Origin of the sequence: Pseudomonas sichuanensis, from assembly GCF_003231305.1 — a bacterium.
GTDB classification, from domain to species: Bacteria; Pseudomonadota; Gammaproteobacteria; order Pseudomonadales; family Pseudomonadaceae; genus Aquipseudomonas; species Aquipseudomonas sichuanensis.
The window spans coordinates 72704-94711 of record NZ_QKVM01000022.1 but is presented as its reverse complement, the minus strand read 5'-3'; the positions used below and the strand labels follow the sequence as shown (position 1 = coordinate 94711).

The 22008-nt window shown below is 64.9% G+C and carries 24 protein-coding genes; 11 read left to right on the top strand and 13 right to left on the bottom strand.

Going from position 1 to position 22008, the window contains the following annotated elements; genetic code table 11:
• From DM373_RS13855 to prlC, 5 genes are all read right to left on the bottom strand, one after another.
• The coding region (locus DM373_RS13855; RefSeq protein ID WP_167409835.1) for a SulP family inorganic anion transporter at nucleotides 1-1525 on the bottom strand (1525 nt) is incomplete at its 3' end.
• A gap of 188 nt (nucleotides 1526-1713) precedes the next feature.
• Nucleotides 1714-2433: a carbonic anhydrase gene (locus DM373_RS13850; RefSeq protein ID WP_110994110.1), complete on the bottom strand. Its 720-nt coding sequence runs from the start codon at nucleotides 2431-2433 to the stop codon at nucleotides 1714-1716.
• A gap of 377 nt (nucleotides 2434-2810) precedes the next feature.
• Nucleotides 2811-3866, bottom strand: a complete 1056-nt coding sequence (locus tag DM373_RS13840) for a PA0069 family radical SAM protein (RefSeq protein ID WP_374046883.1) — start codon at nucleotides 3864-3866, stop codon at nucleotides 2811-2813.
• 184 nt (nucleotides 3867-4050) lie between these two features.
• A complete protein-coding gene (locus DM373_RS13835; protein ID WP_110994107.1) occupies nucleotides 4051-4335 on the bottom strand; it encodes a YheV family putative zinc ribbon protein in 285 nt (94 codons plus the stop codon).
• Nucleotides 4332-6419, bottom strand: a complete 2088-nt coding sequence (gene prlC / locus DM373_RS13830) for an oligopeptidase A (protein ID WP_110994106.1) — start codon at nucleotides 6417-6419, stop codon at nucleotides 4332-4334. The genes DM373_RS13835 and prlC overlap by 4 nt, the downstream gene beginning before the upstream one ends.
• 66 nt (nucleotides 6420-6485) lie before the next feature.
• Here prlC and DM373_RS13825 point away from each other — a divergent pair, with 66 nt between their 5' ends.
• Together DM373_RS13825 and DM373_RS13820 are read left to right on the top strand one after the other, a co-directional pair.
• Entirely contained in the window at nucleotides 6486-7028 is a 543-nt protein-coding gene (locus tag DM373_RS13825; protein WP_110994105.1) for a gamma carbonic anhydrase family protein, read from the top strand.
• Between the two features lie 132 nt (nucleotides 7029-7160).
• A complete protein-coding gene (locus DM373_RS13820; protein ID WP_110994104.1) occupies nucleotides 7161-7808 on the top strand; it encodes an HAD family hydrolase in 648 nt (215 codons plus the stop codon).
• Between the two features lie 96 nt (nucleotides 7809-7904).
• Here DM373_RS13820 and DM373_RS13815 read toward each other — a convergent pair whose 3' ends face one another.
• Nucleotides 7905-9017, bottom strand: a complete 1113-nt coding sequence (locus tag DM373_RS13815; protein WP_110994103.1) for an aminopeptidase — start codon at nucleotides 9015-9017, stop codon at nucleotides 7905-7907.
• Between the two features lie 67 nt (nucleotides 9018-9084).
• Here DM373_RS13815 and DM373_RS13810 point away from each other — a divergent pair, with 67 nt between their 5' ends.
• Nucleotides 9085-9498: a PA0061/PA0062 family lipoprotein gene (locus tag DM373_RS13810; protein ID WP_110994102.1), complete on the top strand. Its 414-nt coding sequence runs from the start codon at nucleotides 9085-9087 to the stop codon at nucleotides 9496-9498.
• A 55-nt stretch (nucleotides 9499-9553) separates the two neighbouring features.
• A complete protein-coding gene (locus DM373_RS13805; RefSeq protein WP_110994101.1) occupies nucleotides 9554-9967 on the top strand; it encodes a PA0061/PA0062 family lipoprotein in 414 nt (137 codons plus the stop codon).
• A 136-nt stretch (nucleotides 9968-10103) separates the two neighbouring features.
• On the opposite strand, the gene DM373_RS13800 is transcribed toward DM373_RS13805, so the two are convergent.
• Together DM373_RS13800 and DM373_RS13795 are read right to left on the bottom strand one after the other, a co-directional pair.
• Nucleotides 10104-10337, bottom strand: coding sequence for a DUF1161 domain-containing protein (locus DM373_RS13800; protein ID WP_110994100.1), 234 nt, complete (start codon nucleotides 10335-10337; stop codon nucleotides 10104-10106).
• 74 nt (nucleotides 10338-10411) lie between these two features.
• Nucleotides 10412-10837 (bottom strand): OsmC family protein, encoded by a 426-nt coding sequence (locus DM373_RS13795; RefSeq protein ID WP_110994099.1) that lies wholly within the window; start codon nucleotides 10835-10837, stop codon nucleotides 10412-10414.
• Nucleotides 10838-10991: 154 nt separating this feature from the next.
• Between DM373_RS13795 and DM373_RS13790 the strand changes: the two genes are divergently transcribed.
• Nucleotides 10992-11996: an LLM class flavin-dependent oxidoreductase gene (locus DM373_RS13790; RefSeq protein WP_110994098.1), complete on the top strand. Its 1005-nt coding sequence runs from the start codon at nucleotides 10992-10994 to the stop codon at nucleotides 11994-11996.
• 99 nt (nucleotides 11997-12095) lie between these two features.
• Here the strand turns inward: DM373_RS13790 and DM373_RS13785 are convergent, their stop codons facing one another.
• Complete coding sequence (locus DM373_RS13785) at nucleotides 12096-12317, bottom strand: DUF1161 domain-containing protein (protein ID WP_110994097.1); 222 nt, start codon at nucleotides 12315-12317, stop codon at nucleotides 12096-12098.
• A gap of 102 nt (nucleotides 12318-12419) precedes the next feature.
• A complete protein-coding gene (locus tag DM373_RS13780; RefSeq protein ID WP_003253076.1) occupies nucleotides 12420-12635 on the bottom strand; it encodes a dodecin in 216 nt (71 codons plus the stop codon).
• Nucleotides 12636-12787: 152 nt separating this feature from the next.
• Here DM373_RS13780 and DM373_RS13775 point away from each other — a divergent pair, with 152 nt between their 5' ends.
• A complete protein-coding gene (locus tag DM373_RS13775; protein WP_110994096.1) occupies nucleotides 12788-13111 on the top strand; it encodes an ElaB/YgaM/YqjD family protein in 324 nt (107 codons plus the stop codon).
• On the opposite strand, the gene DM373_RS13770 is transcribed toward DM373_RS13775, so the two are convergent.
• A complete protein-coding gene (locus DM373_RS13770) occupies nucleotides 13108-14004 on the bottom strand; it encodes a LysR family transcriptional regulator (protein ID WP_110994095.1) in 897 nt (298 codons plus the stop codon). The genes DM373_RS13775 and DM373_RS13770 overlap by 4 nt on opposite strands.
• A gap of 164 nt (nucleotides 14005-14168) precedes the next feature.
• On the opposite strand from DM373_RS13770, the gene trpB reads away from it, so the two are divergent.
• Together trpB and trpA are read left to right on the top strand one after the other, a co-directional pair.
• Nucleotides 14169-15386, top strand: a complete 1218-nt coding sequence (gene trpB, locus DM373_RS13765) for a tryptophan synthase subunit beta (protein ID WP_110994094.1) — start codon at nucleotides 14169-14171, stop codon at nucleotides 15384-15386.
• Entirely contained in the window at nucleotides 15383-16192 is an 810-nt protein-coding gene (gene trpA / locus DM373_RS13760) for a tryptophan synthase subunit alpha (protein ID WP_110994093.1), read from the top strand. The genes trpB and trpA overlap by 4 nt, the downstream gene beginning before the upstream one ends.
• A 110-nt stretch (nucleotides 16193-16302) precedes the next feature.
• Here the strand turns inward: trpA and DM373_RS13755 are convergent, their stop codons facing one another.
• Together DM373_RS13755 and DM373_RS13750 are read right to left on the bottom strand one after the other, a co-directional pair.
• The gene (locus DM373_RS13755) at nucleotides 16303-16635 is read right to left on the bottom strand and encodes a DOPA 4,5-dioxygenase family protein (protein WP_110994092.1); all 333 of its coding nucleotides are present in this window, start codon (nucleotides 16633-16635) and stop codon (nucleotides 16303-16305) included.
• Between the two features lie 130 nt (nucleotides 16636-16765).
• Nucleotides 16766-17686 (bottom strand): choline sulfate utilization transcriptional regulator, encoded by a 921-nt coding sequence (locus DM373_RS13750; protein ID WP_110994091.1) that lies wholly within the window; start codon nucleotides 17684-17686, stop codon nucleotides 16766-16768.
• A 109-nt stretch (nucleotides 17687-17795) separates the two neighbouring features.
• Here DM373_RS13750 and betC point away from each other — a divergent pair, with 109 nt between their 5' ends.
• From betC to DM373_RS13735, 3 genes are all read left to right on the top strand, one after another.
• A complete protein-coding gene (gene betC, locus DM373_RS13745; protein ID WP_110994090.1) occupies nucleotides 17796-19313 on the top strand; it encodes a choline-sulfatase in 1518 nt (505 codons plus the stop codon).
• Nucleotides 19314-19327: 14 nt separating this feature from the next.
• Nucleotides 19328-20251 carry a choline ABC transporter substrate-binding protein gene (gene choX / locus DM373_RS13740; protein WP_110994089.1) on the top strand — a complete coding sequence of 308 codons (924 nt, stop codon included), beginning with the start codon at nucleotides 19328-19330 and terminating at the stop codon, nucleotides 20249-20251.
• A gap of 142 nt (nucleotides 20252-20393) precedes the next feature.
• Nucleotides 20394-21959 (top strand): SulP family inorganic anion transporter, encoded by a 1566-nt coding sequence (locus DM373_RS13735; RefSeq protein ID WP_110994088.1) that lies wholly within the window; start codon nucleotides 20394-20396, stop codon nucleotides 21957-21959.
• Nucleotides 21960-22008: the final 49 nt, after the last annotated feature.

Here is a 22008-nt window from a genome sequence, read left to right as displayed (position 1 = left end):
CCCCCGCCGTAGTCCGCAACCTTCCCTCAACCCGTCGTTTCAGACGCCTTTGCTCCAGCACCAGCCGCGTGCCCTTGGCCGCACTGCTGCGCCCCCAATCCTCCAGCAGTTCCAGGCAGGAATGGTCGATGTAGCTCAGGTTGCCCAACGGCACATGCAGCGAGGTCCCTTCCGGCACAGTGTCGAGCACCTGGGTCAGCGCCGGCACCTTGAGAAAGGTCGCCGCCCCGCTCAGGCGCAGCTCCATGTGCCCCGGTTTGGCCAGCGCCACCAGGTTGATCTTAAGCCGCGCCGCCTTCAGCGCCAGCTTCAGCAGGGTAAGCGCAAAGCCCAGCAGCACGCCGGTGAGCAGGTCGGTGAAAACGATCGCCAGTGCCGTCGCGGCATACGTGAACATCGGCATCCGCCCATAACGGCTCAACCCTCTGAACGCCTTGAAATCCACCAGCTTCACACCGGTGTACACCAGCACGCCCGCCAGGCTGGCCACCGGGATCAGCTGCAGCACGCTGCTCAAGGCGACGACGAATGCCAGCAACCACACCCCGTGCAGGATCGCCGAAGCGCGGGTTTGCGCGCCGGCCTGCACGTTGGCCGAACTGCGCACGATCACCCCGGTCATCGGCAGCGCACCGAGCACACCGCAGAGCATGTTGCCGACCCCTTGCGCCGACAGTTCACGGTCGAAGTCCGAGCGCTGGCCACTGTGCATACGGTCCACCGCCGCAGCCGAGAGCAGCGTTTCGGCACTGGCGATGAAGGCCAGGGCGAAGGCCGCCACCAGCAGGGTAGGGTCGGCCAACTTGAGCAGGTCGTCCGGGCGCAGCCAGTCGATGGCTTCGGACAGGTCCGCCGGCACCTGCACCCGGTTGACCGGCAGCGCCAGCCACAGGCTGATGGCGGTCATCGCCGCCACCCCCAGCAATGCGCCGGGAATGAAGCGCAGGCGTTGCGGGCGCAAGCGTTCCCAGCCCCACATCACGGCGATGGTGCCCAGGCCCAGCGCGCCGGCCTGCCAGCCGTTGCCTGCGCTTGCCAGCGGCAGCGCCGCAGCCAGCGTGGCCGGGAAGCCCAGCAGGTTATCCACACCCGACGGCTGTGGCGGGGCGTCGAACATCACATGCACCTGGGACAGCACGATCAGCACGCCGATACCGGCGAGCATGCCGTACACCACCGCCGGCGCCGTGACACGGAACCAGCAGCCCAGGCGCAAACGCCCGGCCAGCAGTTGCAGCAGACCGGCCAGCAGCAGGATCGGCCCAAGCATGGCCACGCCATGCTGGCGCACCAGCTCGAACACCAGCACCGCCAGGCCGGCGGCGGGACCGCTGACCTGCAGCGGTGAGCCGGCGATGAAGCCAACCACGATGCCGCCGATGATCCCGGTGATCAGGCCCTTGGACGGCGGCAAGCCAGAGGCGATGGCAATGCCCATGCACAACGGCAGGGCCACCAGGAACACCACCACCGAAGCCAGCAATTCACGCGGCAATGCCGCTTTGATCTGTGTCTTGTTCACCATGCAGCTCCTTTATCGATTCACGGCCATTCCTCTGGCCGCGAGCACTGGGAACCCCGAATCGCGCGCAGGCGCGGGCCGCCAGCGGGTTTGCCGGCAAGGTACTCGGGGGAATTCAAGGCAGGCGAAGGCCGCGCCGCACCCGTGGGGTGCAGCCGGCTATCAAGGTTCGTTCAGCGTGGTCGGGTCGCTTAGTAGCGGCCTCTCGGAGTAGCGGAAGGGATCGAATCGCCAGCGGTCAGCGGCAGGAAGCGGTCGCTGGCAGCGTCGTAGGCTTCGATCTGACTGGTTTCGATGTCGTAGATCCAGCCATGGATGTGCAACTGGCCGGCCGCCAGGCGCGAGGCGACCGAAGGGTGGGTACGCAGGTGATGCAGCTGGGCGATGACGTTTTCCTTGGTCAGCAGTTGCATGCTTTCGTGCTCGCTGCCGCAGGAGCAGTTGTCCTCGATCACGGTACGCGCCACTTCGGCGTGACGCAGCCAGGCGGAAACCGTCGGCATCTTGTCCAGCGAACGCGGGTTGAGCACCGCGCGCATGGCACCGCAGTCGGAGTGGCCGCAGATGATGATGTGGTGCACGCCCAACGCCAGCACCGCGTATTCGATGGCACTGGAAACGCCACCGTTCATCTGGCCATACGGCGGCACCACGTTGCCGACGTTACGGGTGACGAACAGGTCGCCAGGCGAACTTTGGGTGATCAGCTCGGGGACGATGCGCGAGTCGGCGCAGGTGATGAACATGGCGCGAGGTTTCTGCGCGGTGGCCAGCTTCTTGAACAGCTCTTGCTGCTCGGGGAAGACCTCGGTGTGGAACCGCAGGAAGCCGTCGACGATATGCTTGAGGGCGGCATCGGCGCTTTCAGCGGGTGCGGCCGGGACAACCTTGGATGGGTCCTTGACGGGCATGATTCATCCTCTTGACGGTTTGAAGGTAAGTTCCATGTTACCGGGGAAAGATTATGGCTATGCGGGGATTAGATGACGCGCACAGACAATAGATCACAGTCGGGGTGGACTGGGGGCCTACGCTAGCGGAGAAAACTTAACTGAAACTTAATTTGGAAGGCTCTAGAACGGGCGTTCCAGAGGTTTTCGGCGGGCTCTGGATAATAGCAAAAAAGCATCAGTTGCCAATACCCACTACTGATATTGATGCCTAGCATTAGCGACGCTGGGGGTAGCTTTGCAGGGGGTGGGAGCGGCTTCAGCCGCGAAGCAGGCGACGCGGTAAATGGCACCGGCCATGCCGGTGTTCGCGGCTAAAGCCGCTCCCACAGATGCGTTCAGAACAATGCCATCTGCCCGCCAGGAGGGCAGAAAGCGCTGCAATCCAATGCCAGCTCCTCCCGCCCTTCGAACCCCAGGCGCCTGGCCGCCTTGCGAAACCGTTGCGCCAGCAGTTCGGCGAACACGCCTTCACCACGCATGCGCGCGCCAAACCGGCTGTCGTACAGCTCGCCACCCCGGCTCTGGCGGATCAGGCTCAGCACATGGTCGGCGCGTTGCGGGTAGTGATCGCGCAGCCATTGCTCGAACAGCGGCGCCACCTCCAGCGGCAGGCGCAGCATCATGTACGCCGCGCTCTGGGCGCCGGCTTCTTTTGCCGCCTCCAGCAGGCGCTCCAGCTCACTGTCATTGATCATCGGGATCATCGGCGAACACAGCACGCCCACCGGCACGCCAGCCTCGCGCAAGACCCGAATCGCGCGCAAACGCGCTTTCGGCGCGGCAGCTCGGGGCTCCAGCGTGCGCTTGAGTTCATCGTCGAGGGTGGTGAGGCTGATCATCACCCGTGCCAGGCGCTGGCTGGCCAGTTCGCTCAGCAGGTCGAGGTCGCGCAGCACCAGCGAGCCTTTGGTGACGATGGTCACCGGGTGGCGGTAGCGCAGCAGCACCTCCAGCAGCCGCCGGGTGAGTTGCTGCTCACGTTCGATGGGCTGGTAAGGGTCGGTGTTGGAGCCCAGGTTGATCGGCGCGCAGACGTAGCCCGGTTTGCTCAATTGCTGTTCGAGCACCTCGGCGGCGTTGGTCTTGGCGATCAGCTTGGTTTCGAAGTCCAGGCCGGGGGAGAGGTCCCAGTAGGCGTGGCTGGGGCGGGCGTAGCAGTAGATGCAGCCGTGCTCGCAGCCGCGGTAGGGGTTGATGGAGCGGTCGAAGGGCAGGTCGGGGGAGGTGTTGCGGGCGATGATGGTCTTGGCCAACTCGATCCGCACCTCGGTTCCCTGGGTGAGCGGGACTTCCTGGTACCAGCCGTCGTCCTCGGCCACCGAATGGTTGGGGGCGAAGCGGTTGTGGGGGTTGGCGGTGGTGCCGCGGCCACGGAGGGGGGCTGGCTTCATGATGAAAAACCCGGATTACTGTATGCGCATACAGTAATCCGGGTTTTCCTTGAGCACCAGTGCCGTCAGGCGGATTGCAAAGGGCTGCTGCGCAGCCCATCGCTGGCAAGCCAGCTCCCACAGAGTATCGCTGCCTCCTGTGGGAGCTGGCTTGCCAGCGATGGGTCGCGAAGCGACCCCGACCTCACTCGGGCTTCTTGAGCTTCGGATTGGGGAAGAACTGCACCGTCTGCACCTGTACTTTCACCGGCGCCGCCTTCGGCGCCAGCTGGTTGACCCGGGTGCCGAGTTCCTTGGGTACCGACAGCCCCTGCTCATTCAACGTATCGGTGAACCCGCAGGCCATGCACTCGCGGTGCGGCACGTCGTCTTCGCTCCACATCATCAGCTTGTCCATCTCGCTGCACGCCGGGCACACGGCCCCGGCGATAAAGCGTCGCTTGGTCTTGCTCACGGCTACCTCACTCATGCCGCTGCGTCCTCGCTCAGGCCGCAGTGGCGCAGCAATGCATTGATGGAAGGCTCACGGCCACGGAAGTCGACGAACAGCACCATCGGCTCGCAGGAACCGCCCCGCGCCAGGATTGCCTCGCGGAACGCGCGGCCGGTCTCGGCATTGAGCACGCCTTCTTCTTCAAAGCGCGAGAAGGCGTCGGCCGACAGCACTTCGGCCCACTTGTAGCTGTAATAGCCCGCCGCATAACCACCGGCGAAAATGTGCGCGAAGCTGTTGGGGAAACGGTTGTACGCCGGCGGGCGCATCACCGTGACTTCGTCGCGCACGCCCTCGAGCACCTGCAGCACGCTGCGGCCGTCACCGTGGGTGGCGTGCAGTTCGAAGTCGAACAGCGAGAACTCCAGCTGGCGCACCATCATCATGCCGGACTGGAAATTCTTCGCCGCCAGCATCTTGTCCAGCAGGTCCTGGGGCAGTGGCTCGCCGGTCTCGTAATGGCCGGAGATCAGCGCCAGGCCTTCAGGCTCCCAGCACCAGTTCTCCATGAACTGGCTCGGCAGCTCCACCGCGTCCCAGGCCACGCCGTTGATACCGGACACACCGGCATGCTCGATGCGGGTCAGCAGGTGGTGCAGGCCGTGGCCGAACTCGTGGAACAGCGTGGTGACTTCATCGTGGGTCAGCAGCGCAGGCTTGCCGGGCGCGGCCGGGGTGAAGTTGCACACCAGGTTGGCCACCGGGCTCTGCAGGCTGCCGGCCGCGGTGCGGCGACGGTCGCGGGCACCGTCCATCCAGGCACCGCCGCGCTTGTTGGCGCGGGCGTAGAGGTCGAAGAAGAAGCGGCCGACGTGCTGGCCGTTTTCCTTGATCTCGAACAGGCGCACATCCGGATGCCAAGCGTCGAAGCCTTTGAGCTCGGCGATTTCGATGCCGTACAGGCGCTGGACGATGGCGAACAGGCCAGTCAGCACCTTGTCGATCGGGAAGTAGGCGCGCAGGGCTTCCTGGGACACACTGTAGCGCTGCTCGCGCAGCTTCTCGCCGAAGTAACCGGCATCCCAGCTGGCCAGTTCCGCTGTGCCCTGCTCGGCGGCGTAGGCCTTGAGCTGCTCCAGGTCCTGGGCGGCGAACGGCTTGGAACGCTTGGCCAGGTCACGCAGGAAGCCCAGCACCTGGTCGCTGGACTCGGCCATCTTGGTGGCCAGGCTCAGCTCGGCGAAGTTCGGGTAGCCCAGCAGCTTGGCCAGTTCCTGGCGCAGGTCGAGGATCTGCTCCATCACCGGGCCGTTGTCGAACTGGCCGGCGTTCGGGCCCTGGTCGGAGGCGCGGGTGCAGTAGGCGGCGTACAGCTCTTCGCGCAGGGCGCGGTCGCTGGCGTAGGTCATCACCGCGTAGTAGCTGGGGAATTCGAGGGTGATCAGCCAGCCATCGAGGCCTTTGGCCTGGGCGGCGGCAGCCATCTGCGCCTTGGCCGAGTCGGTCAGGCCGGCCAGCGCGGCTTCGTCGGTGACGTGCTTGGTCCAGGCCTGGGTGGCATCGAGCAGCTGGTTGGAGAAGCGGCTGCCCAGCTCGCTGAGCGTGCTCTGCACTTCGGCATAGCGCTGCTGCTGGTCGGCTGGCAGGTCGATGCCCGACAGGCGGAAATCGCGCAGGGCATGCTCGATGATGGTCTTCTGCGCCACATCGAAGCTCGCAGCTTCAGGGCTGTTGGCCAGGGCTTGATAGGCGTCGAACAGGGCACGGTTCTGGCCCAGTTCGGTGGAATAGGCGCTCAGGGCCGGCAGGCAGGACTCGTAGGCCTCGCGCAGCTCCTGGCTGTTGCACACCGCGTTGAGGTGGCTGACCGGGCTCCAGGCGGCGGCCAGGCGATCGTTCAGTTCGTCCATGGCCAGCACCAGGCCGGCCCAGCTCGGGTTGTTGCCCTGCTTCTCGAGGATGTCGGCGATGGCCTTGCGGTTGTCGGCGAGGATCTGCTCGATCGCCGGCAGCACATGCTCGGCGCGGATGGCCGAGAAGGGCGGCAGATCGTGGGACTGCAGCAGCGGGTTGTTCGCACTCACGGTTCGGGTACCTTGGCAGGAGAAACACGGGACCATCTTAATTACAATCGACGCCGACCGCAGCAGGCAGCCTGCCTATCGGCATTGCAGAGGAACACTATCATGGCCCTCCGGACCTTCCAGGAACACACGCCGAAAGTGGGAGCACGGGCCTTCGTCGACCGTTCGGCGGTGGTCATCGGCGACGTCGAGATCGGTGACGACAGCTCGATCTGGCCACTGACGGTGGTGCGCGGCGACATGCACCGCATCCGCATCGGCGCGCGCACCAGCGTGCAGGATGGCAGCGTGTTGCACATCACCCACGCCGGGCCCTTCAACCCGGATGGTTTCCCGTTGATCATCGGCGACGAGGTGACCATCGGTCACAAAGTCATGCTGCATGGCTGTACCCTGGGCAACCGCATCCTGGTGGGCATGGGCAGCACCATCATGGATGGCGCCATCGTCGAGGACGAGGTGATCATCGGTGCCGGCAGCCTGGTGCCCCCGGGCAAGCGCCTGGCCAGCGGGTACCTGTACATGGGCAGCCCAGTGAAACAGGTGCGACTGCTGAGCGAACAGGAACACGCGTTCTTCGCCTACAGCGCCGGCAACTACGTCAAGCTCAAGGACCAGCACCTGGCCGAAGGCTACGACCAGTAAACCCAGTTTCTGCCCGTGGGAGCGGGCTTGCCCCGCGATTGCGTTGGCCCAGTCAGCAGAGGTTGGTACTGCTGCCGCCATCGCGGGGCAAGCCCGCTCCCACGAAACACCTTTTCAGGCACCGAGAAAATCATGCACCAGCAGAACATCCTCTTCGACCTCGACGGCACCCTGACCGACCCGCGCCTGGGCATCACCCGCTCGATCCAGTACGCCCTGGCCAAACTGGGCATCGACGAGCCGGACCTTGCCCGCCTCGAACACTTCATTGGCCCGCCCCTGCTGCAGGCGTTCATGCAGTTCTACCACTTCGACGAAGCCAAGGCCTGGGACGCGGTGAACTTCTACCGCGAGCGCTTCAAGGTGACCGGGTTGTACGAAAACCGGGTGTTCGACGGCGTGCCGGAACTGCTGCAGGCGCTCAACGGCCAAGGCCGTACGCTGTATATCGCCACTTCCAAGCCGTGGGAGTTTGCCCGCGAGATCGCCCGGCATTTTGAGTTCGATCAGCACTTCAAGGTGATCTACGGCAGCGAGCTGGATGGCACGCGCACCAACAAGGTCGAGCTGATCCGTCACCTGTTGGACGAGGAAGGGCTGGACCCGGCGCAGACCTTGATGATCGGTGACCGCAAGCATGACCTGATCGGCGCGCGCAGCAATGGCTTGCAGGCGGTGGCGGTGGGGTATGGGTTTGGTAGCCGCGAGGAGCTGGAAGCCGAAGCGCCGGCGTACCATTTCCAGACCCTGGCCGAGATGCACCAGGCGTTCGTTCGCTGATTCAAACCTCATCGCGGGGCAAGCCCGCTCCCACGCTGTGGTCTGCCCCCAAGAGTTGACTTGGTGTCCAACTGCTTTAGGGGGGTAGTCCACGGATCAGTTCGTGGGAGCGGGCTTGCCCCGCGATGAGGCCAGCTCAGCCAACGCCGATTTGCGCTGCTCGATCGGCAACCTGCCAAGCGCCTCCACCCGCTCATAGAAACGCAACCAATCCCTGCCAACCTCATTGAACAGCTGCGAAAACGCCGGCACCCACTGGTCATAAAGACCAAACGGCAACAACTTCGCATTGTTCATCGGCGCAAAGATCCAGGCATCGAAACGCCGATCCCCCGCCCAGTCCCGATCCCGCACCTCGCGGTACTCTCGCCGCAGCCGCTCGAACTCCGCCTGCTTGGCCGCACGCTTGCCCGCGTCATCCAACGGCCCTGCATAAATCGCCTGCAAGCGCTCGCGGCTGGCCAACACCAGGCGAATGAAGGCATCGCGTTGCCCGGCCCCACGTTCCTCGACCGCGGCCAACCCACGCGCCGCACGCCATTGCCGGGTGCCCTCCTGCTCGACGAAGGAGGCGAACGACTCGTTGAACTCGGTATCGTCCTGCACATAGAAGCGCTGGTGCGCCAACTCATGGAAGATCACCGTGGCCAGGCGCTCGCCGCCCCAGCCGACCATGCTGGAAAGGATCGGGTCGTCGAACCAGCCTAGCGTCGAATACGCCTCCACACCCCCGACATAGACATCCAGCCCTTGCTCGCGCATCAACGCCGCCGCCCCGCGGGCCGCACCCTGCTGGTAATAGCCGCGATAGGCCACACAGCCGGCAATAGGGAAGCAATGGGTGACTGGCTGCAGCGACAGCTCGGGGGTGGCGAACACATTCCACACCACGTAGGGCCGGCCCAGCTCGGCATACACCCGGTAACTGCCGTTGTCCGGCAGCTTCAGCTGCTCACTGGCAAACACCCGGGCCTGCTGGGCGAACTGCAGGCGCTGGCGCAGCTCCGGGCGAGTGGCCGGGTCGTCGATCACCTGCGCCACGGGCTGGCGCGCCCGCAACAGCTGCCATTGCCCCTCGGCCAACTGGCCGTAGTAACCCAGGCTGGAACAACCGCTCAGCAGGACGCCGAGCGCTGCGGGAACCAAGCGGGTGAAAACGCGGTCCAGACCCCGACGGCTGCAGCGCGTGAAAAGAAAAAGTCCAAACATCGAGGCTGTCTATCTCGCTCGTCGGCCGAATGCGACCAAGACTATCTTGCCAAGGGGGAGCTTCGCCATGCGTACTCGGTTTGCCGTGGGCACACTCATGCTGCTGTCCGGCTGCGCCACTTTGCCCGACCCGGACCCGAACCAGGCGTGGATCGACCTGGCCCCGCACGACAACGCCTCGCTGCATGCCGTGCAGGTGGATGAGCGGGCCTGGGCCGACAACCGCTATTTCGAGGTGCAGCCCGGCAATCACGAGCTGACCGTGCGCTACCAGTTCGCCGTGACACCCAGCAACATCGGCCCGGTGGACGAGCCGCTGTGGCGCGACTGCCAGCTGAATCTCACCTACAAGGGTTTCACCGCTGGCCAGCGCTACCAGATGCAGGCCGGCAGCATTGGTTTTCGCCCCTGGATCAAGCTGTATGACCAGCAGCAGAAATTGATCGGCCAGGGTGAACCGGCAGGCTGCCAGCGCACCTGAAGGCCGCGAACGGCGCTATGCTTATGGCCTGTGAATCGCGAGCGGGAGTTTCGCCATGCGCCAGCCCATGATGCTGTTCGCCATCAGCGCACTGGGGGCTTGCGCCAGCCCCTTGCCGCCAGTCGACCCAGGCAAGGCCTGGATCGACATGTACACCGTCACCCCCGGCCGTACCCTCATGGCCGACCGCCTGGACGGCAAGCGGCTCGAGGATGGCCGCTACTTCCAGGTGACGCCGGGCAAGCATGAGCTGGTGGTGCGCTTCGACTTCGAGGTGTATTCCGGCGGCTTCAGTACCGACCCGACCGAGCGGACCTGCTACCTCACCGTGCGCTACGACGACTTCAAGGCCGGCGAGCGCTATCGCCTGGAGGCACGGGCGCCGGTGATGCAGCCGCAGGTGCTGCTGTACGACGCCAACCGCACGGTGGTGGTGAATGAGCCGAGCAATGTGTTCTGCATTCCCTAGGAATCTGTAGGAGCGGCCTTGTGTCGCGACGGGGCGCGCAGCGGCCCCAGGTTTAGAGCATCAAGCAGAAATCGCCGGGGCTGCTACGCAGCCCGATCGCGACACAAGGCCGCTCCTACAGAGGTCGAGGCCGGCCTTACCGATCATTCTTCTGATAAATGATCTTCTTGGTGCCAGCCTCGCAACTGCCCACGACCATGCTCTGATCGTGGACTTCACTGTTCGGCACGATCTCCAGTGTGTAGGACGTCACCCCGCGCGCCTGGATCTTCGCCTCGATCTCGGCCTTGAGTTCCTCGCACGGCTTGACTGCGGCCAGTGCACCCGTGGCCATCAGGGAGGCCAGCACGGCAATTGCTACGCGGATCATGGAACCACTCCTAAAAGGGCAGGCGGGCTGCCGATGCTGGTTAGACTACCGCAAACCGCCGCCGTTGCGCCGGCCTAGGTCAGCAAGGTCGCATCGAGGCTGATCGCCGCGTTCAACACCTTGGACACCGGGCAACCGGCCTTGGCCTTGTTGGCGATCTCCTGGAACTGCGCCTCGCTGGCGCCCGGCACTTTCGCCTTGAGCGTCAGGTGCACCGCCGTGATGGCGAAGCCGTCGGCCTGCTTGTCCAGGCTCACTTCGGCAAAGGTGTCGATGCGCTCCGGGGTCAGGCCTGACTCGCCCAGCATCATCGACAGGGCCATGGAGAAACACCCGGCATGGGCCGCGCCGATCAGCTCTTCGGGGTTGGTCCCCGGGATACCCTCGAAGCGGGTGTTGAAGCCGTAGGGGTTCTGCTTGAGCGCGCCGCTTTCGGTGGACAACAGGCCATGGCCATCCTTCAGGCCACCTTGCCAGATCGCCGATGCTGTCTTCTTCATGTTGCCTCCTGGTCACAGGGTTGGATGCTTATGCTTGTGAGGCCCCTGCCCACGCCAAGTTCAGATCAATCCACTGGTAGGCATTGAATCCTTCGAATGTGCCCATACAGAGTCTGCAAGGCCTTTGGCCAACCACCTGCTGCGGAGGCTTTCGATGACGCACCTGCGAGACCTGAAGTATTCCACCCTCGACCTGGTGCCCGTGCGCGCCGACGGCGGCCCGGGGCAAGCGCTGCGCAACTCGCTGGACCTGGCGCAACACGCCGAACGCTTTGGCTATCACCGCTTCTGGGTGGCCGAGCACCACAACATGGATGGCATCGCCAGCTCGGCCACCGCCGTGCTGATCGGCTACCTGGCCGGTGGCACCTCGACCATTCGCGTCGGCTCTGGCGGGGTGATGCTGCCCAACCACGCACCGCTGGTGGTCGCCGAACAGTTCGGCACCCTCGCCAGCCTTTACCCAGGCCGCATCGACCTGGGCCTGGGCCGTGCCCCCGGCTCCGACCAGATGACCGCCCGCGCCTTGCGCCGTGAGCGCTCCGGTAGCGCCGACGATTTCCCGGATGACGTCGAGGAGCTGTCGCGCTACCTCGGCCCACGCACCGACGACCAAAAAGTCATCGCCGTGCCCGGCCACGACACCGAAGTGCCGATGTGGCTGCTAGGTTCCAGCCTGTTCAGTGCCCAACTGGCCGGCATGCGCGGCATGCCTTACGCCTTCGCCTCGCACTTCGCGCCGCGCTACATGCACGAGGCCATCCGTATCTACCGCGACCACTTCAAGCCTTCCACCACGCTGGACAAGCCCTACGTGATGCTCGGGGTACCGATGGTGGTGGCCGAAACCGACGAGAAGGCCGAGTACCTGGCCACCTCGGTGTACCAGCGCATCCTCGCGTTGATCCGTGGCCAGAGCCTGATGCAGCGCCCGCCCGTCGAAAGCATGAACGGCCTGTGGCTGCCTCACGAGCGCGACGCGGTGAGCAGCTTCCTGGGCCTGGCGATGATCGGCAGCCCGCAGAAGGTGCGGGCCAAGGTGCAGGTGCTGCTGGAGCAGACCGGGGCGGATGAGCTGATCTTTACCAGTGACCTGTATGAACATGCAGACCGGGTCCGGTCCTATGAATTGATGGCGCAGGCCCTCAAGACCGAATGAACTTCTTCGCGGGTAAACCCGCTCCCACAGGTATTCCACTGACTTCGGTAACAGTGGAGTACCTGTGGGAGCGGGTTTACCCGCGAAAAACGCACGGCATCAGCCGCGACGGTAGACAATCTCTTTGGCGCCACCCTCACAGGTACCCACCACCTTGCCCGCCGGGTCGCCTTTCTTGACGATTTCCAGCGAATAGCCCTTCACGCCCTTGGCATCCAGCTTCGCGGCGATCTCTGCCTTGAGCTCTTCGCACGGCTTGCCCGCCGCCATCGCACCACCGGCCAGCACCATCAGGCCTACTGCCACAATCAACTTCTTCATCTATCGCGTTCCTTGTGCAGATCAAAGTCGAAAAGGGCGCAGCCTGTGCGCCCTGCAAACCTATTACCGCATCATGCCGGGCAAAGCCAGCCCGGCTGCCTGTCAGCTGTTGGCGATGCGGAAGCCCACCTTCAGCGTCACCTGGAAGTGCGCGGCCTTGTTGTCGCGGATATGCCCGCGGGTATCGACCACCTCGAACCATTCCAGGTGCTTGATGCTCTTGCCGGCCTCGGCCAGGGCATTGTTGATCGCCTCTTCGATGCTGGTGGGCGAGGACCCGACCAGCTCGATCTTCTTGTAAGTGTGATGATCGGTCATGAGTGCGCTCCTTCGGTGAAGTGTCAGTTCAGCCTAGCAGTGCCGGCCTGGTTTACCTGCGAGCCAATGGCGAAGGTGAAAGTTCGATCGCACTTTCAGCCCGCCGCGCAGTCGCACCCTGTACACCTCATCCACCGCGAAGGAGAGTCACCATGGCCCACAACTCGCTGCGCAAGGCGTCGCTGGAAAGCATGGAAGCCGAGATCGAGAGCCTGCTCAAGACCTTGGAACACCTCAAGCACGACGCCTCGGAAGAATCGCAGAAAACCATGAAGGCGCTGCGCGGCAGTGCCGAAAGCGCCCTCAAGCACTCGCGCAGCTTGCTCAGCGATGCCTATGCGGATGTCAAAACCCGCACCCGCGAAACCGGTATCGCCACCCGCGACTACGCCCAGGAACACCCCTGGACCACCGCCGGTGTGGCCGTTGGCGCCCTTGGCCTGCTGGCCGCCTACCTGCTGTGCCGCCGCAACTAACCCGCCTGCCGTTGCAGCTCCTGGCGCAGCCACTGCGCCAGTTGCTCGGCGCGACCGTCGTCGGCGCGCCGTGGTACCCACAGGGCCAAGGCCGCACGGGTGGGTGAAAAGCCCCAGGGTGCTGCCAGCCGTCCGGCTTTCAAGTCGTCGGCCACCAGCGGCTGAGGCGCGATGGCCACGCCCAGCCCAGCTACCGCCGCCTCCAGCAGGTAGTACAGGTGCTCGAAAGCCTGGCCGTAATTCAATGCTTCAGGCACCAGGCCCTGCTGCTCGGCCCACGTCGGCCAAGCCTGCGGTCGCGAGGTGGTGTGCAGCACTGCTTCTCGTTGCAAAGCCACGGCTGGCGCGGCTTTCAAACGTTCGAAGCCTTCGAAGTGCGGGCTCAGCACCGGGCCGATCCGCTCCTCGGCAAGCACATGCACCTGCATGTCCGCCGGCCACGGCGGCTCGGCGTACACCAGCAACGCGTCCAACCCTGGGCGCCGCGGATCGAGATCGCCTTCGCCCGCCGACAGGTGCAGGCGCAACTCCGGCAGGTCCGCTTTCAAACGCCCGAGACGCGGGATGAACCAGCGCGCCAGCAGGCTGCCGGAGCAGCCGAGCACGAACGGCGCTTCGTCTGCCGCGCGCGAAAGCTCGGCACACACGCCGCGCAAACGGTCGAACGCCTCGAAGCTGGCATCGCGCAGGCGCACACCAGCATCTGTGAGTTTGACGCCGCGCCCGTCCTTGACGAACAACGCCACCCCAAGGTGCTCTTCGAGCACCTTGATCTGCCGGCTGACCGCGCCGTGGGTCACATGCAGCGCTTCGGCGGCCTGGCTGACACTGTTGAGCCGGGCGGTGGCCTCGAAGGCCCGCAAGGCGTTGAGCGGGGGAAGATCCTGGGCCATATGACTTGTGAGATTTCCTGACAGGTTTGCGCAATCTTATCGGTTTTCAGCCGAGCGTGCGCTGGTTAGAGTAGGCCTCATCGACCAGCGTCAGCCGCATCGCGGGGCAAGCCCGCTCCCACGCTGGCGCAGTCACTCTGTCAAATTCGCCTATGGAGCGCCCCATGTCCCAGTCCCAATACCGCCCCGGCCCCGACGCCAACGGCCTGTTCGGCTCGTTCGGCGGCCGCTACGTGGCCGAAACCCTGATGCCGCTGGTGCTGGACCTTGCCCGCGAGTACGAAGCCGCCAAGGCCGACCCCAAGTTCCTCGAAGACCTGGCCTACTTCCAGCGCGACTACATCGGCCGCCCCAACCCGCTGTACTTCGCCGAACGCCTGACCGAACACTGCGGCGGCGCCAAGATCTTCTTCAAGCGTGAAGAGCTCAACCACACCGGCGCGCACAAGGTGAACAACTGCATCGGCCAGGTGCTGCTGGCCAAGCGCATGGGCAAGAAACGCCTGATCGCCGAGACCGGCGCCGGCATGCACGGCGTGGCCACCGCCACCGTCGCCGCGCGCTTCGGCCTGCCCTGCGTGATCTACATGGGCGCCACCGACATCGAGCGCCAGCAGGCCAACGTGTTCCGCATGAAGCTGCTGGGCGCCGAGATCGTCCCGGTCACCGCCGGCACCGGCACCTTGAAGGACGCCATGAACGAGGCCCTGCGCGACTGGGTCACCAACGTCGACGACACCTTCTACCTGATCGGCACCGTGGCCGGCCCGCACCCGTACCCGGCGATGGTCCGCGACTTCCAGTCGATCATCGGCAAAGAGACCCGCGCCCAGCTGCAAGAAAAGGAAGGGCGCCTGCCCGACAGCCTGATCGCCTGCGTCGGCGGCGGCTCCAACGCCATGGGCCTGTTCCACGACTTCCTCGAAGATGAAAGCGTCAAGATCATCGGCGTCGAAGCCGGCGGCCACGGCGTGCACACCGACAAGCACGCGGCCAGCCTCAACGGCGGCGTACCGGGCGTGCTGCACGGCAACCGCACCTACCTGCTGCAGGACGACGACGGCCAGATCACCGACGCCCACTCGATTTCCGCAGGCCTGGACTACCCCGGCATCGGCCCGGAGCACGCCTACCTGCACGAAGTGAAGCGCGTGCAGTACGTCAGCATCACCGACGACGAAGCCCTCGACGCCTTCCACATCACTTGTCGCCTCGAAGGCATCATCCCAGCGCTGGAAAGCTCCCACGCCCTGGCCGAAGCGATCAAGCGCGCGCCGACCCTGCCCAAGGATCACCTGATGGTGATCTGCCTGTCCGGTCGTGGCGACAAGGACATGCAAACCGTGATGAACCACATGGCCGCCCAGGAGAAACAGGCATGAGCCGTCTCGAACAACGCTTCGCCGAACTCAAGGCCGAAGGCCGCGCAGCCCTGGTCACCTTCGTCACTGCTGGCGATCCTGGCTATGACGCCTCGCTGAAGATCCTCAAAGGCCTGCCGGCCGCCGGTGCCGACGTGATCGAGCTGGGCATGCCGTTCACCGACCCGATGGCCGACGGCGTGGCCATCCAGCTGGCCACCCTGCGCGCGCTGAAAGCCGGCCAGACCCTGGCCAAGACCCTGCAGATGGTGCGTGAATTCCGTGTGGACAACCAGGCCACGCCGATCGTGCTGATGGGTTACTACAACCCGATCCACCGCTTCGGTGTGGACAAGTTCGTCGCCGAGGCGAAAACCGCGGGTGTCGATGGCCTGATTATCGTCGACCTGCCGCCGGAGCACGATGCCGAGCTGGCCACCCCGGCCCAGGCCGCGGGCATCGACTTCATCCGCCTGACCACCCCGACCACCGACGACGTGCGCCTGCCGCGCGTGCTGGAGCGCAGCTCCGGGTTCGTCTACTACGTGTCGGTGGCAGGTGTGACCGGCGCCGGTTCCGCGACCACCGAACATGTCACCGAGGCCGTGGCTCGCCTGCGTCGGCATACCGACCTGCCGATCAGTGTCGGATTCGGCATTCGTACCCCGGAGCAGGCTGCGGCCATCGCACGCCTGGCCGATGGTGTGGTGGTAGGGTCGGCGCTGGTCGACAAGATCGCCCAGGCCAAGAGCGACGACCAGGCCGTGAACGACGTGCTGAGCCTGTGCTCGGCACTGGCCGAAGGGGTCCGCGGCGCCCGTCGCTAGACTGCGTCACCTGCTTCGCGGGTAAACCCGCTCCCACAGGGACTGCACCGCTCTCAACGGCTGTGCAGCACCTGTGGGAGCGGGTTTACCCGCGAAGAGGCCAGCCAGGCCTAGTCACCAAAGATCGACAGATCCAAAGGCCGCACTGCCCCCATCCAGATCGCATGATCGCGGTGATCCGCCAGCTCATCCCCGGTTTCCGGGTGCAGAAACACCACCAGCCCCTTGCGGTACAGCGCCAGCCACGGCAGCACCACGCCCACCAACTCCGGCCCGAACGCCAGCTGGCAGCTCCAGTCCGGGTGCGGCCCTACGGGTTTCTGATGCATGCGCCCCATGGTCACGCCAAACAGCCGCGTCGCCTCTTCGCACAGCTCGCGGGCCTGCTCCATGGTCGATGCGTCGTAGTAAACGTGGGCGTGGTAGCCCTTGATCCTTTGCACGGTGGCTCCTGAATAGCGGTGATGACCTGCCTTCGAGTCTACGCCATCCCTGTGGGAGCGGCTTCAGCCGCAAAGCAGACAACGCGGTAGATGGCACCGGCTGCGCCGGTGTTCGCGGCTAAAGCCGCTCCTACAAATTACGTGACAGGTCAGGGCGGCCGCGCTCCTGCTCCAGCCAGTCCACAAACCGTTCGATCAACGCCCCACGCCGCTTGCGCGGCGGCAGCACCGCGTAATACCCCCGCTTCGAGCGCAAACTCCCTTCCAATGGCCGACACAACAACCCCTGCTCGACCAGCCCATCGACCAGGTGCGCCCATCCAATCGCCACCCCTTGCCCGGCAATCGCCGCCTGAATCAACAGGGTGTAATTGTCGAACCGCAACTGCCCGGCCGGTGGCGGGCTGGCCACGCCAAACCCGCGGAACACCCCCGCCCAGTCGAACCAGCGACTGGCCTGCTCACCCCGCAAATGGAGCAGGGGCAATCGTTGTAAAGCCACGGCTGACAAGGGTTTGCCATGAATCAGCCGAGGGCTGCACACCGGGAAAACTTCCTCATCGAACAGCCAGCGGCTCTCGCCCTGATGAAAGCGCCCATCGCCGAACAGCACCGCCACATCGATGTCCGGGCGCAACATCGCCTGGCTGCGCTCGCCGGTCACCAGGCTCACGTCCACCTGTGGATAAGCCTCATGAAAACGCTGCAAGCGCGGCATCAGCCAGAACGCCGCAAAGGCGAAGTCGGTAGCCACCTGCAGCACCTCGCGCTGGCCGCGCCCACTGGCTTGGGCAACGCCATCGTCCATCGCCTGCAAGCCCTGGTGCACCTGCTCGAACAACAGCAAGCCCGCCTCGGTCAGCTCGATGCCCCGGTAGATCCGGTCGAACAAGCGCGTGCCCAGCTGCGCCTCCAGGCGCTTCATCTGCTGGCTGACCGCCGGCTGGGTGGTGCCCAGTTCCACGGCAGCAGCGGTGAAGCTGCGCAGGCGGGCGGCGGCCTCGAACACGCGCAGGGTGTCGAGGGGCAGGTCGGCAAGGTGCTCAAACATAAGCTTGGCTAATCCCAGTCATTGCCCGGCATGGGCTTTACCCCTGTTATCCACAGCCGCATGCTGGATTGCAAGTGGTACCCATAACCCTCGACGATGGAAGGCCCCCATGAAGCGACCCAACATCCTGTTCATCATGGCCGATCAGATGGCCGCACCCTTGCTGCCGATCTACAACCCGTCGCCGATCAAGATGCCCAACCTGGCCCGCCTCGCTGAGCAGGCCGTGGTGTTCGACAGTGCCTACTGCAACAGCCCGCTGTGCGCGCCGTCGCGCTTCACCCTGGTCAGCGGCCAGCTGCCCAGCCGCATCGGCGCCTATGACAACGCCGCCGACTTCCCCGCCGACGTGCCCACCTACGCCCACTACCTGCGCCGCCTCGGCTACCGCACCGCGCTGTCGGGCAAGATGCACTTCTGTGGCCCGGACCAGTTGCACGGCTACGAAACGCGGCTGACCAGCGACATCTACCCGGCCGACTACGGCTGGGCGGTGAACTGGGACGCCCCCGACCAGCGCCCGAGCTGGTACCACAACATGTCCTCGGTGCTGCAGGCCGGGCCTTGCGTGCGCACCAACCAGCTGGATTTCGACGAGGAGGTGGTGTTCAAGGCGCGCCAATACCTCTACGACCATGTACGCGAGGATGACGGCCGGCCGTTCTGCCTGACCGTCTCCATGACCCACCCCCACGACCCGTACACCATCCCCAAGCGCTACTGGGACCTGTACCAGGATGTGGATATCCCGCTGCCGCAGGACCAAATTGCCCAGGCCGAGCAGGACCCACACTCGCAACGCCTGCTCAGGGTCTACGACCTGTGGAACAAGCCGCTGCCCGTGGACAAGGTGCGCGACGCCCGCCGCGCCTACTTCGGCGCCTGCAGCTACATCGACGACAACATCGGCAAGCTGCTGCAGACCCTCGAGGACTGTGGCCTGGCCGACGACACCCTGATCGTGTTTTCCGGCGACCACGGCGACATGCTTGGCGAGCGCGGGCTCTGGTACAAGATGCACTGGTTCGAGATGTCGGCGCGGGTGCCGCTGTTGATCCATGCGCCCAAACGCTTCGCGCCGGCCCGCGTCAGCGCCAGCGTCTCCACCTGCGACCTGTTGCCAACCCTGGTGGAACTTGCCGGCGGCGCTGTGGACAACCACCTGCACCTGGACGGCCGCTCGCTGCTCGGCCACCTGCAAGGGCAGGGCGGGCATGACGAGGTGATCGGCGAATACATGGCCGAAGGCACGGTCGGCCCGCTGATGATGATCCGCCGTGGCGCCTACAAGTTCGTGTACAGCGAGGACGACCCCTGTTTACTCTATGACCTGAGCCGCGACCCGCACGAGCGGGAGAACCTCACCGGCAGCCCGGACCATCAGGCGCTGCTGCAGGCATTTGTCGATGAAGCCAGGCAACGCTGGGACATCCCCGCGCTGCGCCAGCAGGTGCTGGCCAGCCAGCGCCGCCGCCGCCTGGTGGCCGAGGCGCTGGCCATCGGCACGCTGAAGAGCTGGGACCACCAACCGCTGGTGGACGCCAGCCAACAGTACATGCGCAACCACATCGATCTCGACGACCTCGAGCGCAAGGCACGTTATCCACAGCCCGCACCCCTGGATTGAGAAGAGAGGCCGCCATGCAGAAGTTCTCCGCCGCCGTGCTCGCCCTGGCCCTGAGCCTGGGCACGGCCCACGCCGCCGACAGCGACACGCAATGCAGCACCGTGAAACTGGCCGACCCTGGCTGGAGCGATATCGCCAGCACCAACGCCCTGGCCCGGCTGCTGCTGGAAAGCCTGGGCTACCAGGTGAAGATCGACAGCCTGGCCGTGCCGATCATCTACGGCGGCCTCAAGGATGGCCGGGTGGATGCCTTCCTCGGCAACTGGATGCCGGCGCAGCAGGGCTTTCATGACAAGTTCATCGCCAATGGCGATGTGCAGCAACTTGCAAAGAATCTGCAAGGCACCGAGTTCACCCTGGCGGTGCCCGACTACGTATGGAACGCGGGCGTGAAGGACTTCGCCGACCTGCAAAAGCATGCCGAGCAGTTCGACAAGAAGCTCTACGGGATTGGTTCGGGCGCGCCGGCCAACCTGTCGCTGAAAGAGATCATCGCCAACAACGCGTTCGACCTGGGGCAGTGGAAACTGGTCGAGTCCAGCGAACAGGCAATGCTGGCGCAGGTGGACCGGGCGGTGAAGAAGCAGCAGTTCATCACCTTCCTGGGCTGGACCCCGCACCCGATGAACGTGAAGCTGAAGATGCATTACCTCACGGGTGGGGAGAAATGGTTCGGCAGCAAGGGCGATGTTTACACCCTGACCCGCAAGGGGTATTCACAAGCGTGCCCGAACGCGGCGAAGCTGCTGGGCAACCTGACGTTCACGCTGGACATGGAGAACAGCATCATGGCTGAGGTTGTGGATAAGAAGGTGAGCTTCGACGAGGCGGCCAGGGCTTGGGTGAAGGCGCATCCTGAGCTGTTGGATGCCTGGCTCGCAGGAGTGACTACCAAAGCGGGCGAGGATGCCCAAAAAACCGTAATAGCTAAACTGTGATCCGCTGAGCGACACATAGTCCCTGTGGGAGCGGGTTTACCCGCGAAACAGGCACCGCGGTCTCTGGCACCGGCTGTGCCGGTGATCGCGGGTAAACCCGCTCCCACAGGGTCGGTGAAATCTTCAGGAATCTGTTATCCCCATGCCCCGCCTTAGCCACCTGCTGCCCTTCCTCACCTGGCTGCCCCGCCAATCGGGCCGCAGCCTGCGCCAGGACCTGCTGGTGGGCCTGAGCGGCGCCATCCTCGCCCTGCCGCAGTCCATCGCCTACGCCCTGATCGCCGGCCTGCCCGCCGAATACGGCCTATACGCGGCCATCGTCCCGGTGCTGATCGCCTGCCTGTGGGGCTCGTCCTGGCACCTGATCTGCGGCCCCACCGCCGCCATTTCCATCGTCCTCTACGCCAGCATCAGCCCGCTGGCCGTGGCCGGCAGCGCTGACTACGTCACCCTGGTGCTGTTGTTGACCTTCCTCGGTGGCATCTTCCAATTGCTGCTGGGGCTTTTGCGCTTCGGCGCGCTGGTCAATTTCGTTTCCCACTCGGTGGTGCTGGGCTTCACCCTCGGCGCCGCCATCGTCATCGCCCTTGGGCAGCTACCGAACCTGCTGGGAATGGACCTGCCGAGCCAGGCCACGGCGTTGAAGACCGTGCAGGACCTGGCTGGGCACATGGGCGAAGTGGATGTGCCGTCGCTGGCGCTGGGCCTGGCCACGCTGGTCATCGGTATTGCCCTGAAACTGTGGCGCCCGCGCTGGCCGAGCCTGTTGATAAGCCTGCTGCTGGTCAGCCTGACGGCCTGGCTGCTGCCAGGCTATTTCGCCCACGTGCCCAGGGTGGCTGCGTTCACCGGGCAGCTCCCGCCCTTCAGCCCGCTGCCTCTGCTGGACGTGGAACTGATGCTGCGCCTGCTGCCCAGCGCCGTGGCAGTGGGCATGCTTGGGCTGGTCACCAGCCTGTCGATTGCCCGCTCGTTGTCGGCACGTTCGGAGCAACTGATCGACCCTGACCAGGAAATCCGCGCACAGGGCCTGTCGAACATCGGAGGCGCGTTTTTCTCCGGTTACCTGTCCGCAGGCTCCTTCACTCGCTCGGGCCTCAGTTACGAAGCAGGTGCGCGTTCGCCGCTGGCCGGGGTGTTTTCGGCGCTCTGGGTGGCGCTGTTCGCCGTGACCGGCGCCGGGCTGATCGCCCATCTGCCGATCCCGGCGATGGCGGGGAGCATCCTGCTGATCTGCTGGGGGCTGGTGGACCATCGCGGCATTCGCGCGCTGTTCCGGGTCAGCCGCTCGGAGTTCCTGGTGATGGCGCTGACGGCGGCCGCGACGCTGCTGCTGGAACTGCAGACGGCGATCTATGCCGGGGTGCTGGCCTCGTTGTTCTTTTACCTCAAGCGCACGTCACGGCCACGGGTGCAGCAGAGCCGGGAAGGGGAGGCGGACATCTTGCGGGTGGGCGGGTCGATCTTCTTCGGCGCGGCGCACTACCTGCAGGTGCGCCTGCAGCGCTGCCAGGGGCCGCACGTGGTGATCGATGCGCGGCAGGTGAACTTCATCGATTATTCGGGTGTGGATATGTTGCACCGCGAGGCGCGGCGGTTGATGAGAGTTGGCGGAAGCCTGACGCTGCACCGGGCGCGGCCACAGGTGATTGAGGAATTGCAGAAGCTGGAAGGGGCCCAGGACTGTCCGATCAGATTCGAGGAGTAATCGCGGGGCAAGCCCGCTCCCACGCCATGATCAGAGGTCTGCGTGGGAG

Bases quoted from the DNA above. Each gene is read 5' to 3' on its own strand.
- DM373_RS13825 (WP_110994105.1), top strand. From the start codon at position 6,486: ATGGCCCTCCGGACCTTCCAGGAACACACGCCGAAAGTGGGAGCACGG.
- trpA (WP_110994093.1), top strand. From the start codon at position 15,383: ATGAGCCGTCTCGAACAACGCTTCGCCGAACTCAAGGCCGAAGGCCGC.
- choX (WP_110994089.1), top strand. From the start codon at position 19,328: ATGCAGAAGTTCTCCGCCGCCGTGCTCGCCCTGGCCCTGAGCCTGGGC.
- DM373_RS13770 (WP_110994095.1), bottom strand. From the start codon at position 14,004: ATGGCCCAGGATCTTCCCCCGCTCAACGCCTTGCGGGCCTTCGAGGCC.
- DM373_RS13850 (WP_110994110.1), bottom strand. From the start codon at position 2,433: ATGCCCGTCAAGGACCCATCCAAGGTTGTCCCGGCCGCACCCGCTGAA.
- trpB (WP_110994094.1), top strand. From the start codon at position 14,169: ATGTCCCAGTCCCAATACCGCCCCGGCCCCGACGCCAACGGCCTGTTC.
- DM373_RS13780 (WP_003253076.1), bottom strand. From the start codon at position 12,635: ATGACCGATCATCACACTTACAAGAAGATCGAGCTGGTCGGGTCCTCG.
- DM373_RS13790 (WP_110994098.1), top strand. From the start codon at position 10,992: ATGACGCACCTGCGAGACCTGAAGTATTCCACCCTCGACCTGGTGCCC.
- betC (WP_110994090.1), top strand. From the start codon at position 17,796: ATGAAGCGACCCAACATCCTGTTCATCATGGCCGATCAGATGGCCGCA.
- DM373_RS13820 (WP_110994104.1), top strand. From the start codon at position 7,161: ATGCACCAGCAGAACATCCTCTTCGACCTCGACGGCACCCTGACCGAC.
- DM373_RS13795 (WP_110994099.1), bottom strand. From the start codon at position 10,837: ATGAAGAAGACAGCATCGGCGATCTGGCAAGGTGGCCTGAAGGATGGC.
- DM373_RS13810 (WP_110994102.1), top strand. From the start codon at position 9,085: ATGCGTACTCGGTTTGCCGTGGGCACACTCATGCTGCTGTCCGGCTGC.
- DM373_RS13785 (WP_110994097.1), bottom strand. From the start codon at position 12,317: ATGAAGAAGTTGATTGTGGCAGTAGGCCTGATGGTGCTGGCCGGTGGT.
- DM373_RS13775 (WP_110994096.1), top strand. From the start codon at position 12,788: ATGGCCCACAACTCGCTGCGCAAGGCGTCGCTGGAAAGCATGGAAGCC.
- DM373_RS13840 (WP_374046883.1), bottom strand. From the start codon at position 3,866: ATGAAGCCAGCCCCCCTCCGTGGCCGCGGCACCACCGCCAACCCCCAC.
- DM373_RS13800 (WP_110994100.1), bottom strand. From the start codon at position 10,337: ATGATCCGCGTAGCAATTGCCGTGCTGGCCTCCCTGATGGCCACGGGT.
- DM373_RS13835 (WP_110994107.1), bottom strand. From the start codon at position 4,335: ATGAGTGAGGTAGCCGTGAGCAAGACCAAGCGACGCTTTATCGCCGGG.
- DM373_RS13815 (WP_110994103.1), bottom strand. From the start codon at position 9,017: ATGTTTGGACTTTTTCTTTTCACGCGCTGCAGCCGTCGGGGTCTGGAC.
- DM373_RS13805 (WP_110994101.1), top strand. From the start codon at position 9,554: ATGCGCCAGCCCATGATGCTGTTCGCCATCAGCGCACTGGGGGCTTGC.
- DM373_RS13735 (WP_110994088.1), top strand. From the start codon at position 20,394: ATGCCCCGCCTTAGCCACCTGCTGCCCTTCCTCACCTGGCTGCCCCGC.
- DM373_RS13750 (WP_110994091.1), bottom strand. From the start codon at position 17,686: ATGTTTGAGCACCTTGCCGACCTGCCCCTCGACACCCTGCGCGTGTTC.
- prlC (WP_110994106.1), bottom strand. From the start codon at position 6,419: ATGGTCCCGTGTTTCTCCTGCCAAGGTACCCGAACCGTGAGTGCGAAC.